The sequence below is a fragment of the Halobellus sp. MBLA0158 genome (assembly GCF_041477585.1).
Taxonomy (GTDB): Archaea; Halobacteriota; Halobacteria; order Halobacteriales; family Haloferacaceae; genus Haloquadratum; species Haloquadratum rubicundus.
Genome location: NZ_JBGNYA010000001.1, coordinates 126,671 through 141,828, shown reverse-complemented (window position 1 = coordinate 141,828; position 15,158 = coordinate 126,671). Strand labels below are relative to the sequence as shown.

The 15,158-nt window shown below is 69.9% G+C and carries 14 protein-coding genes; 4 read left to right on the top strand and 10 right to left on the bottom strand.

From position 1 onward, the window contains the following. Positions 1-14: 14 nt before the first annotated feature. From OS889_RS00705 to OS889_RS00680, 6 genes are all read right to left on the bottom strand, one after another. The gene (locus tag OS889_RS00705; RefSeq protein WP_372386564.1) at positions 15-929 is read right to left on the bottom strand and encodes an HFX_2341 family transcriptional regulator; all 915 of its coding nucleotides are present in this window, start codon (positions 927-929) and stop codon (positions 15-17) included. 26 nt (positions 930-955) lie between these two features. After that, a complete protein-coding gene (locus OS889_RS00700; protein WP_372386563.1) occupies positions 956-3,037 on the bottom strand; it encodes a sensor histidine kinase in 2,082 nt (693 codons plus the stop codon). A 138-nt stretch (positions 3,038-3,175) separates the two neighbouring features. Next, positions 3,176-3,826, bottom strand: a complete 651-nt coding sequence (locus OS889_RS00695) for a cysteine hydrolase family protein (protein ID WP_372386562.1) — start codon at positions 3,824-3,826, stop codon at positions 3,176-3,178. Positions 3,827-3,849: 23 nt separating this feature from the next. Then, positions 3,850-4,644, bottom strand: coding sequence for a YqcI/YcgG family protein (locus OS889_RS00690; protein ID WP_372386561.1), 795 nt, complete (start codon positions 4,642-4,644; stop codon positions 3,850-3,852). A 123-nt stretch (positions 4,645-4,767) separates the two neighbouring features. Beyond that, positions 4,768-6,267: a sodium:solute symporter family protein gene (locus OS889_RS00685; protein WP_372386560.1), complete on the bottom strand. Its 1,500-nt coding sequence runs from the start codon at positions 6,265-6,267 to the stop codon at positions 4,768-4,770. Continuing rightward, positions 6,260-6,493 (bottom strand): DUF3311 domain-containing protein, encoded by a 234-nt coding sequence (locus OS889_RS00680; protein WP_372386559.1) that lies wholly within the window; start codon positions 6,491-6,493, stop codon positions 6,260-6,262. The genes OS889_RS00685 and OS889_RS00680 overlap by 8 nt, the downstream gene beginning before the upstream one ends. A gap of 466 nt (positions 6,494-6,959) precedes the next feature. Between OS889_RS00680 and dnaG the strand changes: the two genes are divergently transcribed. Then, complete coding sequence (gene dnaG / locus OS889_RS00675) at positions 6,960-8,636, top strand: DNA primase DnaG (protein ID WP_372386558.1); 1,677 nt, start codon at positions 6,960-6,962, stop codon at positions 8,634-8,636. A 19-nt stretch (positions 8,637-8,655) separates the two neighbouring features. Here dnaG and OS889_RS00670 read toward each other — a convergent pair whose 3' ends face one another. From OS889_RS00670 to OS889_RS00660, 3 genes are all read right to left on the bottom strand, one after another. Then, the gene (locus OS889_RS00670) at positions 8,656-9,147 is read right to left on the bottom strand and encodes a GNAT family N-acetyltransferase (protein WP_372386557.1); all 492 of its coding nucleotides are present in this window, start codon (positions 9,145-9,147) and stop codon (positions 8,656-8,658) included. 2 nt (positions 9,148-9,149) lie between these two features. Continuing rightward, positions 9,150-10,454 (bottom strand): DUF92 domain-containing protein, encoded by a 1,305-nt coding sequence (locus OS889_RS00665; protein WP_372386556.1) that lies wholly within the window; start codon positions 10,452-10,454, stop codon positions 9,150-9,152. 91 nt (positions 10,455-10,545) lie between these two features. After that, entirely contained in the window at positions 10,546-11,325 is a 780-nt protein-coding gene (locus OS889_RS00660; RefSeq protein ID WP_372386555.1) for a potassium channel family protein, read from the bottom strand. A 201-nt stretch (positions 11,326-11,526) separates the two neighbouring features. Here OS889_RS00660 and OS889_RS00655 point away from each other — a divergent pair, with 201 nt between their 5' ends. After that, positions 11,527-12,135, top strand: a complete 609-nt coding sequence (locus OS889_RS00655) for an undecaprenyl diphosphate synthase family protein (protein ID WP_372386554.1) — start codon at positions 11,527-11,529, stop codon at positions 12,133-12,135. Positions 12,136-12,199: 64 nt separating this feature from the next. Here the strand turns inward: OS889_RS00655 and uppS are convergent, their stop codons facing one another. Further along, positions 12,200-13,147 (bottom strand): polyprenyl diphosphate synthase, encoded by a 948-nt coding sequence (uppS, locus tag OS889_RS00650; RefSeq protein ID WP_372386553.1) that lies wholly within the window; start codon positions 13,145-13,147, stop codon positions 12,200-12,202. A gap of 128 nt (positions 13,148-13,275) precedes the next feature. Between uppS and serS the strand changes: the two genes are divergently transcribed. Both serS and OS889_RS00640 read left to right on the top strand, forming a co-directional pair. Further along, the gene (gene serS, locus OS889_RS00645) at positions 13,276-14,658 is read left to right on the top strand and encodes a serine--tRNA ligase (protein WP_372386552.1); all 1,383 of its coding nucleotides are present in this window, start codon (positions 13,276-13,278) and stop codon (positions 14,656-14,658) included. A gap of 110 nt (positions 14,659-14,768) precedes the next feature. Next, entirely contained in the window at positions 14,769-15,071 is a 303-nt protein-coding gene (locus OS889_RS00640) for a HalOD1 output domain-containing protein (RefSeq protein WP_372386551.1), read from the top strand. The last annotated feature ends 87 nt before the right edge of the window (positions 15,072-15,158 follow it).

The window sequence follows — 15,158 nt, the reverse complement described above, 5'->3', positions numbered from 1 at the left end:
CTCGACTCCAGCCCCTACTCGTCGCCGAGGACGTCGTCTTCGGCGTGCGCGCGGACCCAGAGCTGGCCGATCCGCGAGAGCCGCGTCCGGTAGGACTTGCCGTGTTCCTCCTGTTCGATGTAGCCCTTCCCGCCGGGGCCGAGCCGGTCGACGTTGTAGATCACCTTCGACCTGAAGGAGTCGGTGTACTCCTCGTTCATGTCGCGCGCGAGCGTCTCGGCGAGCTCCGAGACCGAGTCGAACTCCCCGTACTCGCCGAGCTCGAAGAGGATGACCTCCTCGAACGGCTTGACGTTCCGGAAGGACGCCACCGGGAGTTCGACGATGTGGCTGTCGCCGATCCGCTTGGCGCCGATGGTGGTCCCGCGCTCGTCGAACTCCTCTAGGATGTCCGCGGCCGACTCGTGGCGCTCGCGGATCCGCTCGTCGTCGACGTCGGCGCCCGAGCGCAGCTCGCCGAGCAGTTCCTTCGTGGCCCTGACCTCCTCTGCGAGCTCGGTTTCGAGGTACTTCTCCGGCGCGGTGTAGTAGGTGTGGATGCGCTCGCGGTCCTCTTGGCGCTCGACCATGATCGAGTGTGCGGCCGTCGCGAAGGCGAAGGAGACCGGCCGCGGCATCGCCGAGACGTTCACCCAGACCTCCGACTCGGCGGCGGCGTCCAGCTCCTCGTTGATGAGGTCGTAGGCCTGCTCGAACGCGGCGTCGTAGTCGTAGACGTCGTCGACGACGACCCGCTCGGTGTCGGCGCCCAGCAGATTCTGGAAGTCCTTCTCCAGCTTGCCCGAGAGGTTCCGCGAGTACTCGACGTTCGACTCGCTGCCGACCGCGCCCTCGAGGAGAATCACCCGGTCGACGTCCTGCTGGTCCCGGATGAGGGGCGCGATGAGCCGGTCGTAGTCGAACCCGACCGGGACGATGTGGGTCTGCATACCCGTACGGTCCGCCGGGACGGTTATCAATCCCGTCGACTGGCGACCGGCTCTTCCGCCCGCGACGCGCCGTCCTCGACGAGCGTCACGCCGCTGAACTCGAACCGCGCGCCGCCGGCCTCGCCGGTCGCGACCGCGACCTCCCAGCCGTGCGCCTCGGCGATGGTCTGGACGATCGCCAGCCCGATACCGGCCCCGTCGTCGCCGGTCGAGTAGCCCGACTCGAACACCTTCTCCCGGCGCTCCTCGGGGATTCCCGGGCCGTCGTCGGCGACGAAGAACCCCGCGCCGTCGTCGAGGCGTCCCACGCGGATCGTGACGTCCTCGCCGCCGTGCTCGATCGCGTTGCGGAAGAGGTTCTCCAGGAGCTGTCGGAGCCGCGACTCGTCGGCGCGGACGACCGCGTCGGCGTCGGCTTCGAGGCCCGCCGACGCGGTCGCCACCGTCCCCCAGCAGGTCCGGGCGAGCGACGCCAGCTCGACCGCGCTCGCGTCGCTGACGGTCGTGCCGGCGCGCGCTAAGGCCAGGGTCTCGTCGATGAGCTCCGCCATCCGGTCGTGGGCCCGCGCGACCGACGCGAGGTGCTCGCTGTCGGCCTCCTCGCGGGCGAGCCTCAGCCGGCCCTGCGCCACGTTCAGGGGGTTCCGCAGGTCGTGGGAGACGAAGCTCGCGAACTGTTCGAGGCGCTCGTTCTGCCGGCGCAGCTCCGCGGCGCGCTCCTTCTTGGCCGTGACGTCGCGCTGATTGAGCACGACGCCGTCGATCGCGGGGTTGTCGAGCCGGTTCGTCCCCCGGCTCTCCAGCCAGACCCACTCCCCGTCGGCGTCGCGGAAGCGGAAGTCGACGCGGGTCGTCGCCCCCGGCGATTCCAGGACGCTCTCGAACGCGCTCTGGACCCGCTCGCGGTCCTCGGGGTGGATGTAGCCGAGGCAGTCCACGTCCTGTAGCTCCGCCTGCGAGTAGCCGAGCGTCGCCTCGACCTGCGGATTGGTGTACCGGATCCGGCCCTCCTCGTCGATGAGCGTGATCAGGTCCGAAGACTGCTCGACGAAGGCGCGATACTGTTCGAGTTCCCGCTCGTACTCCTCGCGCTCTGTGACGTCGCGGAGGATGACGACGACGCCGGCGTCCGCCTCGCCCGGATCGAGCGTCGAGACGGTCAGCTCGTAGTGCCGCCGCGACTCGTCTCCCTGAAGCGTCACCGTCGCCCGGCCCGGGGTCTGGTCGGTAAGCAGGTCGTGCGTTCCGATCGCGGCCGGCAGCGCGGTCTCGATGTCGGCTCCGACGCGGACGGACGAATCGAGCAGCGAGCGGGCAGCGCGGTTGACGTCGATGATCCGCCCGTCGGGGTTCACGACGACGACGCCCTCGTCGATGTGGCGGACGGCGTGATCGCGCGCGACCGGGACGTGTCCGAACAGGTCGCCGCGGTAGAGCGCCAGGATGAACACGACCGACGCCGCCGCCGTCCCCACGACCGCGTAGTCGACGCCCGCGACCGGCACAAGGAGGCCGTTCGCGACGATGTCGAACCCGATGACCAGAAAGACCGCGCTCAGGAAGACCGCGACCTGCCACGGACGCGTGTACTCGGTCTCGACGAGCCGGTAGGCGAGCGCGACGGTCCCGACGCCGACGAGCGTGTAGCCGACGACCTGCGCCGCGTAGTGGTACGGGGTCGACCCCCGCAGCGCGACGGCGACGAACGGCTCGCGCACCAGGTGGACCGTCTCGAAGGTGAGCGCCGTCGCGACCGGCGGGACGCCCGTCGCGAACAGGAGAAAGCCGGTGCCCGCGCCGACGAGCGCCCGGCCCGGGACCGATTCGAGCGCGGACTCGTAGCCCGCGTACGTCATCGTGAAGTAGAACCAACAGGCCGCCATCAGCCCCCGCGCGAACTCGACGCCGAACGAGGCGTAGTACGCGACGGTCGCGCCGCCGAGGACCTCGGCGGACTGGGCGCCGGCCCACATCAGCACCGCACAGAGGAAGGCCGCGAACGCGGTCGTCGCGCGCTTCCCGCGGTTCCGGAGCGTCCACCGGAGCGACGCCGCTGTCGCGACCGACCCGGCGCCGAAAAGCGCTAGGTGGGCGATCATCGGCCCCATCTTCGCACGACTCCCACGACTGCTCGCGACTGCCGCTCGCGCGTCCCCATCGATACTACGTTGCTAGGACATTTCGCTAATAAAAGCGGCTAAATGTTTCCGAGACTAGATTTCGGCCCGCGGCGGCGCGTAATCTTCTCAGCCGCGGTCGGCCGTCGACGGTCGGTCGTCGTCCCCGGCCGCGGCGCCCGCGGCGTCGACCGCCGCGAACACTTCCGCCGTCGTCGCCACCGCCGCGAACTCCCCGTGGAGGTGGGTCAGCGCGGTCCGGTGCATCTCCTCGGCCCCGTAGTGCGTCCCGTCGGGGGCGTCGCGCTCGAAGGTCGCGGTCGCGTCCGAGACGACCACCGGCGCGAAGCCGAGGTTCTCCGCCAGCCGCGTCGTCGTCGAGACGCAGTGGTCGGTGGTGAGGCCGACGACGACGACGGACTCACAGCCCCGCTCCCGGAGCCACGCCTCCAGGTCGGTCCCGACGAACGCCGCGTTCACCCGCTTTGTCATCACGGTCTCGCCGTCGGCGGGCGCGGTCTCGGGCTTCCACGCGAAGCCGGGGGCGTCGCCGCGGAGCGGCGAGTCGGGCTCCGTGGAGTCGTGGCGGACGTGGACCAGCGGTCGGTCCGCGGCGCGCCAGGCCGCCAGCAGGCGGGCGGCGTTGGCCTCGGCGTCGGGGTTGTTGCGCTCGCCCCACGCCGGGTCGTCGAAGCCGGTCTGGAGGTCCACGAGCACGAGCGCGGCCCGATCGTCGAGGGCGAGCGCGCCGTCGGTTCCGGTGGATGCGTCGGTCGTCATCGGTCTCTCGTCGTGGTCCTCTCTCAGTCGTCGGCCGGCGGCGCGGCCTTCGGGTGCTCGCGGGTCACCTCGATCGGACACTCGTCGGGCGACTGCGCGGGGTCTTCCCGGAAGAGGTACTGCGGCCACTCGCGGTCGCCCTCGACGCCCCAGTCGCCCAGGTCGGCGTGCGGACAGACGCCGTCGTACTCCTCCAGGCGCCCCTGGATCTGCTCGCGGGCGCGCTGGCCCGCCTCGGTGTCGTGGGTGATCCCCTCGAAGAGCGCCCGCGGCTGGAAGGTGATCTCCAGGCCGACCGGGCAGTAGCGGCTCTGCCGCTCGTCGTAGAACGGCGCCCGGCAGGTCGGGAACATCGGCTCGCCGCCGAAGCAGAACTCCCAGTGGGGGTCGTCGGGGTCGGTCGGGATCTCCGCGGGCCAGGGCTCGGGGTCGTGGACGTGCAGGAACTGGAGGACGTGCCACAGCGCCTCGTGGTAGTCGGCTTCGGCCCACGGCTCCTCCGGCGGCTCGAAGAACGTCACGAGCGACGCCCGCCCCGGCGCGTCGGGATAGGTGTCGAGGTACTCCAGCAGGGTGTCGCGGAACGACAGGAGGGCGTCGGGATCGGTCGTCGAGGGGACCGCCGTGTAGAGTGGCTCGCCGTCACGGACCGACTGCGTGCCGAAGTGACACGGGAACGGCGTGCCGTTCCGCTCGCCGAGGAGGGCGTCGGTGAACGTCTCGAAGTGCCGCTGCACCCACGCGGGGACCGCGCCGGCGTCGACGCGCGCGGCCATCGTCTCCTGGTCCACGAGCGACTGTACGCCCGGTTCGTTCATACCTCACACTCGGAACGATCGACAAAGAGCGCTTCGCTCGGTCCCGTCTCCCGGCAACGCGGGCCGCCGTGGACGACGGGGCCGCGGCCGCGGGCGAGTCGCCAGAGCCCGAGCGGGCCGCCGTCAGTCCGCCCGCGTCCCGACGGTGAACGTCTCGGCCCGCTCGTCGGCGTCGGCGGTCGTGAGCAGCGACCCGCCGACGGTCAGCACGAGCGAGAGGGCCATCCCGTAGAGCGCGAAGTCCCAGGTGAAGTACGTCGTGCCGAAGACCGTCACGCCGCCGACGGTGACGGCGGGCAGGAACACGTGCAGGAGGTAGAACGCCTGCGAGCCGACAATCCCCGCGAACATCCCCTGCCGGGTCGTCTTCGGCCAGTAGAGCGCGACCAGCACCGGGAGCGCCAGCTGGGCGTAGCCGCCGAAGGCGGTGTCGCCGACGGTGATCAGCGTGCCGGGGCGGAACAGGCTGACCGCGAAGGTCCCGACCGCGAAGGCGGCGACGCCGACCCGGGCGATCCACGCCTCGCGCTCGTCGGTGGCCTCGGGGTTCACGAAGGGCCGATAGAGGTCCCGCGTCAGGTACGACGATCCCGACAGCAGCATCGAATCCGACGAGGACATCATCGCCGCCATCGCGCCCGCGATCACGAGCGCCGCGAACCACGCGGGGGTGTACTCGTTCAGGAGGAGCGGGATCACGTTCGCGCCCTCCGGCACCGCGACGCCCAGCCCCGCGGCCCACGACCCGAGCAGGAAGGCGGGGACGAAGAGCAGGACGACGAGCACGGGCCACAGCGCGAACGACCGCTTCAGGACGCCGACGTCCTTCGCGACGAAGAAGCGCTGATTGATCTGCGGGAACATCGTGACCCCGAACGCGATCGTCACCGCCGTCGAGATCATCCACTGCGGCGAGTAGAGGCCGCCGCCGAGCGCCAGGAACTCGGGCTTCGACTCGGCCATCGACGCCGAAACCGATTCGAGCCCGCCGGCGCTGGAGAGCACCCAGACGACGGCGAGCCAGACGATCCCGAGCATGAAGAGCCCCTGGATCGTGTCGGTCCAGGCGACGCCGCGGAGGCCCGCGGCGACGACGTAGACGATCATGAACAGCGTGATGGCCGCGGCGCCGACCCAGTAGGGGACCGCGCCGTTCGTGAGGCCGACGATGGCCTCGCCCGCGCCCATCTGCTGGAGCATCACGTACGGGAACAGCCAGAACAGCGAGACGCCCGCCACGAGCGCCCGGAGGCGCCGGGAGCCGAAGCGGTCGCCGAGCATCTCGCCCAGCGTGACGTAGCCGCGGACCTTCCCGATCAGCCACTGGCGGTAGCCGATCAGGTACCACAGGATCGCGAAGATGATCCCGTCCATCAGCCCCATCACGAGGATCCACTCCGGCCCGGCCCGGTAGGCGAGGGTGGGGCCGCCGAAGAAGGTGAACGCCGACAGCAGCGTCGCGAACGTCGTAAAGAGCAGCACCAGGGTTCCGATCGACCGACTCGCCAGGTAGTAATCCTCCGCGTCGCGGCCGGTGAGCCGGTAGGCGACCAGCCCGACCGCGAGCGCCACGAGGAGGTACGCGCCGACGACGCCCAACTGGACGGCGAGCGACTCAGCCATCGAAGCCCACCTCCTCGGGGTCGACGTCCATCCCGCGGTCCCACGCGCCGCGCGTGAAGAGCCAGAACGCGACCGACGCGAGCGCCATCCACCCGATGTGCCACCACAGCCACGCGGGCAGCCCCTGCCAGGTCGCCGCGTCCCGCCAGAGGAACCACGGAATCGCGAACGTCACGAGTACAGCGAAGACCCCGATCCAAAGATAATCGGTCTTCTTTCGCGTCATCGAATCTCTCTCATCGCTCGGTACACGTAAAAATTGTCTTTCGAAGTTCGAAGACCACTACCGAAGAGAATTTTTCTTCGATAAGGGCGAGCGGTAGTGATCGATGATACAGATCGCGATCGATGGACTGTCATCTCAGCACCCTGATGCGCCCGAGGCGACAATCCGGACGAAAAATTGTTACTTATTCGAGTGGTCGTCGTCGTGCGGTCCGGGCGGCGGTCTGGGACCACACCCGCCATCCCGGACCGGGATTTCACGCCCGTCTTCGCCGGCCTGGCGGCGTTCTGCACTCGCCGCCGCCTTCCGGCGCCGTGCGGCTCGCGTCGGCGACGACCGCGCGATTATCATATTCTGTCTCCGACACGATAGTTATTTGCCGCGAGCGTCCCATATATAATGACGTCATCGGGCTTCCCATGACGCGCACATCACCATCACGCCGCCCTCACGGGGGGATTCACCAATGGAAGACACCGAAAAATATCTCATTCACGCAGCGATCACCGCGAACGGGGTCGTCGAGCGCTCCGACGTCGTCGGGGCCATCTTCGGCCAGACCGAGGGGCTCCTCGGCGACGACCTGGACCTCCGGGACCTCCAGCAGTCCTCGAAGGTCGGACGCATCGACGTCGAGATCGACTCCCAGAACGGCCAGTCGTTCGGGACGATCACCATCGCGAGCAGCCTCGACCGGGTCAAGACCGCGATTCTCGCGGCCTCCCTGGAGACGATTACCCGCGTCGGGCCCTGCCGGGCCACCGTCGAGGTAACCGAGATCGAGGACGTCCGCGAGGCCAAGCGCCGCGAGGTCGTCGAGCGCGCGAAGGAACTCCTCTCGGAGTCGTTCGACGAGAGCGTGATGTCCTCCAACGAGATCCTCGAAGAGGTCAAAGAGAGCGTCCGGATCGAGGACATCGGCGAGTACGAGGGCCTGCCCGCCGGCCCGAACGTCGCCGACTCCGACGCCGTCGTCGTCGTCGAGGGGCGCGCGGACGTCCTGACGCTCCTGGGCTACGGCATCAAGAACGCCGTCGCCGTCGAGGGGACGAACGTCCCCGAGGCGGTCGCGGAGCTTACCCAAGAGCGCACGACGACGGCCTTCTTCGACGGCGACCGCGGCGGCGAACTCATCCTGCGGGAGCTCTCGCAGGTGGGCGACGTCGACTACGTGGCGTTCGCGCCCGCGGGCCGCTCGGTCGAGGACCTCAAGCGCCACGAGGTGTTCGCGGCGCTCCGCGACAAGGTCCCGATGGACTCCTTCGAGTTCGAGGCCGCGGCCGAGGAGGACCTCGATGCCGACGCGGACGCGGACACGGACGGGGACGCGGACGCGACCGCGGAGGACGCCTCCGCGGACCCTCGCAGGGGGTCGCCGACGACTGAGTCGGCGTCGGCGGCCCCGGACGTCGAGCGCGCGCCCGCGCCGCCGCCGGAGGCCGACCCCGCGGATCTCGTGTTCGACGCCGACTCCGATCCCGAGGCGTCGGCGGCGGACCTGAACGGGGCGTCGGCGACGGGCGGACCGGACGGTGCCGAAGCCGACTCCGCGGCCGAACCGGCGGCCGAGTCGGAGTCGAAATCGGCGTCGGAATCGGGTCCCGAGCCGGAGTCGAAATCGGCGTCGGAATCGGGTCCCGAGCCGGAGTCCGAATCGGAATCCGAAGCGGAAACCGCGGCCGACACCGACCCCGCCGACGCGCCCGCGAGCGAGGACGCCGACGAACGTACCGAAGACTCCGAGAGCGATTCGTCGGTCGACGCTGACGGGGACGCGGCGGACTCGGAGGAAACCGGGCAGGAGACGGACGGGACCGGGGACGAGACGCCCCGCCCGCAGTCGCTCGGGGACCACGTCCGCGAGGTCATCGACGGCGACACCGGCCGGATCCGGCTCCTCGACGACGACCTCGTCGCGACCGGCGAGTACCCCGTCGAGGAGGCCTTCGACGCGCTCTCGGAGGCCGAGCCGGCGCCCTACGCCGCCGTCGTCGACGGCGAGTTCACCCAGCGCCTCCTCGACGTCGCGGCCCAGCGCGGCGTCGATCACGCGGTCGCCGATTCGACCGGCGAGTTCGTGAAAAAGCCCGTCGGCGTCCGGCTGCTGACGGCGGACCAGCTGGCCCGGTCCGTCGCGAACTGACTCGCACTGAGTAACCGCATCAGGCGTCGTAGGCGTAGACGACCGCGTCGGTGCGTCCGTCGCCGTCCTCGTAGAACCGCGGCTGGTACGCGATCGGCCGGAAGCCGACCGACTCGTAGAGCGATCGCGCCGGGCCGTTGTCGACCGCGACGAGCAGCGTCAAGCGCGTCCCCGGCGCCTGCCGGTCGATCGCCGCCCCGACGAGCGCGCGGCCGTAGCCCTCCCGGCGGTGATCGGGGTGGACGACCAGCTCCGCGAGGTGGGCGTCGCCGCCGTCGCCGTCCGCGTCGCCGCGGCCGACCACGAGGACGTAGCCGACTGGCTGCCGCCCGTCGTCGGTCGCGTCCCCATTTCGGTCGACGCCGACCCGCTCACCGTCGGGGACGGCGACGAGGCAGGCGCCGACGGCGGCGAACGACGCGAGGAGGTCCGGCGACGGCGCGTCGAGTTCGGACTGGAGCGCCGCGAGCGTCGGGAGGTCCGCGGGCCGGGCGCGGCGGATCGTCGGCATCGCTACAACAGCGCCAGGGCGACGAGGCCGCTCACGACCGCGCCGACGAACGTCGCGGCGAAGTTCACCGCCTCGTTGCCGAACCGCGGCCCCTCGACGGTCGCGCCGAGGACGCTGTCGGCCGTCATCCCGACGACGCCGCCGAGGACGACGACCCCCGCGCCGGTCGGCGAGACGCCCGGCAGGAGCGCGAGCGCGACGCCGCCCACGACGAGCGCGCCGAGGAGTCCGAACACCTCGCCCTGCCAGGTCACGCCGCCGTCGGTCCCCGGCGGGACTGGCTCGAGGGTCGTGATGAGCCGCGGGCTGTCGTAGAGGCCGCCGATCTCCGAGGAGAGCGTGTCGCTGAGGGCGGCCGCCATCGACCCCGCGAAGGCGAACTGGAAGACTGCGCCCTCGACCGAGAGCGACTGGCTGCCGGCGAAGCAGATCACACACAGCAGCGCGACGGCGGCGTTGCCGAGGACGTTGCCGGTGCCGCGCGCGCCCTCGTTCTCCTCGGCGATGCCGCGGCGCTTCTTCTCCTCGTACCGGAACTTCGTCGACAGCGACCCGACGCCGAAGAACGTGATGAGGACGGCGAACCACCCGAAGCCGCCGAAGACGATCACCAAGAGCCCCAGGAGGACGCCCGAGAGCATCCCGGCGACGGAGGCCGCGCCGAGCGCGTAGGAGGCGTAGCCGAGCGCGACGGTGACCGCGAGCGCGGCGCCGACGTCGACGACGCCGACAGAGACGGCGAGCGCGTCGAACAGCCACAGCAACAGCCCCGTCGAGAGCATCACGAGCGGGTCGTCGCGCTCGAAGAGCATCTCCCGGAAGAGCGCGGCGACGAGCGTCCCCGCCACCGCGAGGAAGGCGAACCGGGGGACGGCGATCGACGTCGACGTCAGCGAGGAGACGGCCGCCTGGCCGGCGAACCCCGCGACGGCGCCGCCGACGCCGAACCCCGCGGCGCCCAGGAACGGCTCGTCGGAGGTCTCGGCCACCAGCCGCTTGCCGAGGTTCCCGTACGCGAGGACGAACACCGCCGCGACGTACAGGTCCGTCGGCAGGCCCAGTTCGGTGGCGAGGATCGCGAGGCCGGCCGCCGCGAGCGAGAAGCCGGCGAGGCCGTTCAGCCGACCCTCGCGGCGGTCCGCGGGCCGGGCGAAGAGGTCGAACAGCGGCCCGTCCGTGATCACGAACGCCGCGAGGACGGCGACGGCGGCGAACGGGACGAACGCCGCCCGGCCGAGCACCGGGGCGGCGACCGCGAGCGTCCCAACGAGGGCGAACCCGCCCGCTCGCCGAAGCGTCGGTTGCACGCTCCGGGGTTCCGCCGACGCGCACTTAACGGTCCCGACATCGCGTGTCGCGATTTCGGCACGGCGTCGCGGTTCCGCGTCGGCGCCCGCCTCAGAGGTTCGCCGTCACCTGCCGGGCGCTCGCGATCTCCGGGATGATCACCTCGTCTGCGCCCGCCCGGCGCGCCAGCGGCTCGTACATCTCGTCGCCGACGCGGACGACGAGCCGCACCGTCGGCGCGATCTGGCTCGCGGCCATCGCGATCTGGATGTTCGCGTTCGAGTCGTCGATGGCGCCGACGACCGTGGCGGCCCGCTTGACGCCGGCGTCGGTCAGCGTCTCCTCGCGCCGGGCGTCGCCCTGGATCGCGAGGACGTCGTCGTCGACCGCGCGCCGGTACTCGGCGTCGTCCTGTTCGATCACGACGACCTCCCGGTCGCCCTCGCGCAGCGACCCGGCGACGGTCTTGCCGAACGTCCCGTAGCCGCAGATGATGATGTGCCCCTCCGCCTCGTCGATCGCGCGTTCGATCTGCATCTGTTTGAACTCCGATTTGATCTGCCCGCCGAAGGCCGCCGAAAAGACCGTCTCGCCGATCCACAGCCCGGTGACGACGAGCCCCGAGAGGACCACGACCGCATAGCCCTTCACCAGCGTCTCGGGGCCCTCGTGCGCCTGAAAGTGCAACTCGATGCTCGTGGGATCCAGCAGCCAAAAGAGGGCGTCGACGACGCCGACGCCCCCGAGCGAACTGAATCCCGCGACTCCGACCCCGACCACGGCCGCGAACGCCGCGACTCCGACCCCGACCACGGCCGCGAACGCCGCGACCGGGCGCAGCAGGTGTCGCACCAGCGGCCGCCGCGCGACCGTCCGCAGCGAGTGGCTCACCGCCGTTCGACCCCCCGCGGCGCCGATCCGCACGTTCGAAATACAGCAACAATTTCGGCAAATTCCATCTGTATATTCCCGTTTACTACGACTAGAGTTCGAATACGTTTGATTATATGGCTTTCTATGACACTATTAACCATTGTATCAGGTGGGCTCGAATCCCCGGAGCATTTACCGCTCGGCGGCGCACGGCCTCGCGTGGGACTGTACGATCGGTACCTCGCCCTCCGCTACCGGCTCCACGACGCCGACCCGCCGGCGCACGTCGCGGTCGTAATCACCGAGCGCGACCTCCTGGAGCAGGGCGCCTACGACACGCTCGCGGACTTCTTCGAGTGGGCCTTCGAGTACGGCGCCCGCCGCGTGACGGTCTCTGTCAGCGTCCTCGACGAGGCCGTCGTGCCGACGCTCGAACGCGAACTCCGGAACGTGGAAGCGCCGCGGCCGGTCGACGTCCGCGCCCCCGGCGACACCGAGCGCGCCGACGCCCCGATCCGGATCAGCATCGGCCTCGGCGGCAAGCGGGAGTTCGCCGCGGCCGTCAGGCAGATCGCCGAGGCGGTCGACGCCGGCGACCTGGCCCCCGACGACGTCGACGCCGACCGCATCGAAGAGCGGCTCGTCTTCGACGACGAGCCCGATCTGCTGATCAAGACCGGCGCCGAGCGGCTCTCGGACTTCCTGATCTGGCAGTCGGTCTACTCGGAGCTGTACTTCACGGACGTCAACTGGCGGGACTTCCGCCGCCGCGACTACCTCCGGGCGCTCCTGGACTACCAGGACCGACAGCGGCGGTTCGGCCGCTAACGCTGTTCGATCGAGGCGACCGTGGCGGTTGTCGGCCTCCCGAAGACCGCCGGACGGTCCGAAATCAGTCGGCCCGCTCGACGGACGGCGCGTCGGTGCCGTGCTGGCGCTCCAGTTCGGCCGAGACCTCCTGGGCCCCCGCGGACGGCAGTTGCGCGCGGAGCCGTCCGGCGACGGTTTTCGCGTCGGCGAGTTCGGTCTCCGCGACCGCGCGCAAAAGCGCGACAGCCCGCTCGGTCCGGGACTGGCGCCAGGACTCGGCGCGGGACTCGTAGGTCCGGAGCCCGCGCATGAAGTCGATCTTCGAGAACTCCGGCCAGTAGGGCGCACAGAAGTAGACGGCGGCCTCGTTGCCGTTGGCGTGCCACGGCAGGAAGTTCGAGGTCCGCTCGTCGCCGCCGGTCCGGATGATCAGGTCCACGGCGCGGGTGGTGTGGCGCGCCAGCCGGTCCTCGACGGCGTCGGTGTCGACGTCGTCGGGATCGAGTTCGCCCGCGTCCACCTCCCGCGCGATCTCCCGTGCGGCGCCCAGGAGCTCGGAGCGACCGCCGTACGCGAGGGCGATGTTGAGCCGAAGCGCGTCGTACTCGGCGGTCCGGGACTCGGCGTACTCGACGGCCTCCCGGACGCGGTCGGGGAGCCGCTCCACGTCGCCGATCGCGCCGATCCGGACGCCGTTCTCGTGGACGCGGTCGGCGTCGGCGAACTCGTAGAGCTTCGATTCGAGGAGGTCGAAGAGCGGTTCGAGCTCCTCGTCGGGGCGGTTGAAGTTCTCCGTCGAGAAGGCATACAGCGTCAGCTCTTCGATCCCCAGTTCGTCGCACCACTCCAGCACCTGCTCTGTCGTCTGTGCGCCCTCGCGGTGGCCCTCGGGCGCGTCGTCGCCCTGTTTGCGGGCGTAGCGTCGGTTTCCGTCCTGGATGATCGCGACGTGGGTCGGGGCCGAATCGAGCTGCCGCCGGAGCATCCGCTCGTAGGCGTCCCCGAACCGTCGTCGAATCCGATTCGCCATACGCGAGTTCACGCTACTGACATCCAGTCCGGCATCGGGTATGTGTCTTTTCGTTGGCTCGTGTCGAATCCCGCGGTGTCGGCTCGCGGATGCGACACGGTTTTGCCGCATCCCGAAGAAGCGCGGGTATGATCGGGAGACAGTTCCTCCGCGAGAACCCCGAGGCGGTTCGCGCGGCCTTGGAGCACAAAGGCGTCGAGGACGTCGATCTCGACCGCGTCCTCGCCGTCGACGAGGAGTGGCGGGAGCTCAAACAGCGCGGCGACGACCTCCGACACGAGCGCAACGAGATCTCCTCGAAGATCGGCGACCTGAAGGCCGAGGGCAAAGACGAGGAGGCCCAGGAAGCCATCGAGCGGTCCCAGGAGCTCAAAGCGGAGCTCGAAGACGTCGAGTCACGCGCCGACGAACTGGAGGCCGAACTGGAGGCCGCGCTCTTGGAGATCCCGCAGATCCCCGCCGACGAGGTCCCGATCGGCGCGGACGAGTCGGAGAACGTCGAGCGCCGCCGGGAGGGGTTCGACAATCTGCGGACCCTGCCCGACGAGGTCGTCCCCCACTACGACCTCGGCGAGGACCTCGACATCCTGGACTTCCAGCGCGGCGCGAAGGTGACCGGCGGCGGCTTCTACTTCACGAAGGGCGACGGCGCGCGCCTCGAACACGCCCTGGTCCAGTTTATGCTGGACCTCCACCGCGAGCAGGGCTACGTCGACGTCTTCCCGCCGATCCCGGTGAACTCCCGATCGATGGTCGGCACCGGGCAGTTCCCGAAGTTCACCGAGGACGCCTACCGCCTCGGCGGCGCCAACGACGAGCCCTGGGACGACGACGACCTGTGGCTCTGCCCGACCGCGGAGGTCCCGGTGACGAATATGTACCGCGACGAGATCCTGCTGGACGACGATCTCCCGCTCAAGCTCCAGGCGTACACGCCGAACTTCCGGCGCGAGGCGGGCGAACACGGCACCGAGACCCGCGGGATCGTCCGCGTCCACCAGTTCAACAAGGTCGAGATGGTGAACTTCGTCCGGCCGGACGAGAGCGAAGACCGCTTCGAGGGGCTCGTCGACGAGGCCGAGGAGGTGCTCCGGCGGCTCGACCTCCCGTACCGGATCCTCGAGATGTGTACGGGCGACCTCGGCTTCACCCAGCGCAAGAAGTACGACATCGAGGTGTGGGCGCCGGCCGACGATATGGAGGGCGGCCCCGAGGAGGGCGGCCGCTGGCTCGAAGTCTCGTCGGTCTCGAACTTCGGCGCGTTCCAGGCGCGGCGCGCGGGCCTGCGGTACCGCCCCGAACGGCACGAGTCCGCCGAGTACCTCCACACCCTGAACGGCTCGGGACTCGCCATCCCGCGGGTGATGGTCGCGATCCTGGAGTACTACCAGAACGACGACGGCACCGTGACCGTGCCCGAGGCGCTCCGGCCGTATATGGGCGGCACCGAGGTCATCGAGGGCCACGAGCCGGTCGGCGAGGCCGCGGTCGGCGCCGGTGACCGGGACTGACGGGGCTGAGCCCCTGTAACGACCGATTAAACGCGATATTCGGGCTAATTCGGCGAAAACCGGAGCGACGGTCATCCCCCTTCTTATCGGTACGGACAGTCCACTGACGTATGGCAGAACGGACGGACCATCTCGCAGGCGGCGGCTCCTGGCAGTGGAAGACCGTCGCTCACCACGACTTCGACGGCCCGGACGAACTCGATGCGACGATCCTCTCTGCGCTCGACAGCGAGGAGTCGCTGGACGGGCGGCCGCTGTACACCGACGTCGACACCGAGCCCGCAGAGCGGTTCCTCTCTTCCGTGCGAAACGACGACGCCAGCGTCGTCTTCTCCGTGTCGAACAGGACGGTGCGCGTGTCGGCCGACGGCACCGTCGAGATCAGAACCGCCCGAGCGGGTATGCACTCCTGAGTAGCGAGTACTCTCGTCTCTTACCGCCGAACGCCACCCAGGTGACGGCGTTCGCGGTAAACAGTGAGAGTAATCACTGTCACAGCC

What these genes read in the sequence shown, in the direction of transcription:
- OS889_RS00695 (WP_372386562.1), bottom strand. Translation starts at nt 3,826, where the DNA reads ATGACGACCGACGCATCCACCGGAACCGACGGCGCGCTCGCCCTCGAC.
- OS889_RS00690 (WP_372386561.1), bottom strand. Translation starts at nt 4,644, where the DNA reads ATGAACGAACCGGGCGTACAGTCGCTCGTGGACCAGGAGACGATGGCC.
- OS889_RS00700 (WP_372386563.1), bottom strand. Translation starts at nt 3,037, where the DNA reads ATGGGGCCGATGATCGCCCACCTAGCGCTTTTCGGCGCCGGGTCGGTC.
- OS889_RS00670 (WP_372386557.1), bottom strand. Translation starts at nt 9,147, where the DNA reads ATGCCGACGATCCGCCGCGCCCGGCCCGCGGACCTCCCGACGCTCGCG.
- uppS (WP_372386553.1), bottom strand. Translation starts at nt 13,147, where the DNA reads ATGGCGAATCGGATTCGACGACGGTTCGGGGACGCCTACGAGCGGATG.
- OS889_RS00705 (WP_372386564.1), bottom strand. Translation starts at nt 929, where the DNA reads ATGCAGACCCACATCGTCCCGGTCGGGTTCGACTACGACCGGCTCATC.
- dnaG (WP_372386558.1), top strand. Translation starts at nt 6,960, where the DNA reads ATGGAAGACACCGAAAAATATCTCATTCACGCAGCGATCACCGCGAAC.
- OS889_RS00685 (WP_372386560.1), bottom strand. Translation starts at nt 6,267, where the DNA reads ATGGCTGAGTCGCTCGCCGTCCAGTTGGGCGTCGTCGGCGCGTACCTC.
- serS (WP_372386552.1), top strand. Translation starts at nt 13,276, where the DNA reads ATGATCGGGAGACAGTTCCTCCGCGAGAACCCCGAGGCGGTTCGCGCG.
- OS889_RS00680 (WP_372386559.1), bottom strand. Translation starts at nt 6,493, where the DNA reads ATGACGCGAAAGAAGACCGATTATCTTTGGATCGGGGTCTTCGCTGTA.
- OS889_RS00640 (WP_372386551.1), top strand. Translation starts at nt 14,769, where the DNA reads ATGGCAGAACGGACGGACCATCTCGCAGGCGGCGGCTCCTGGCAGTGG.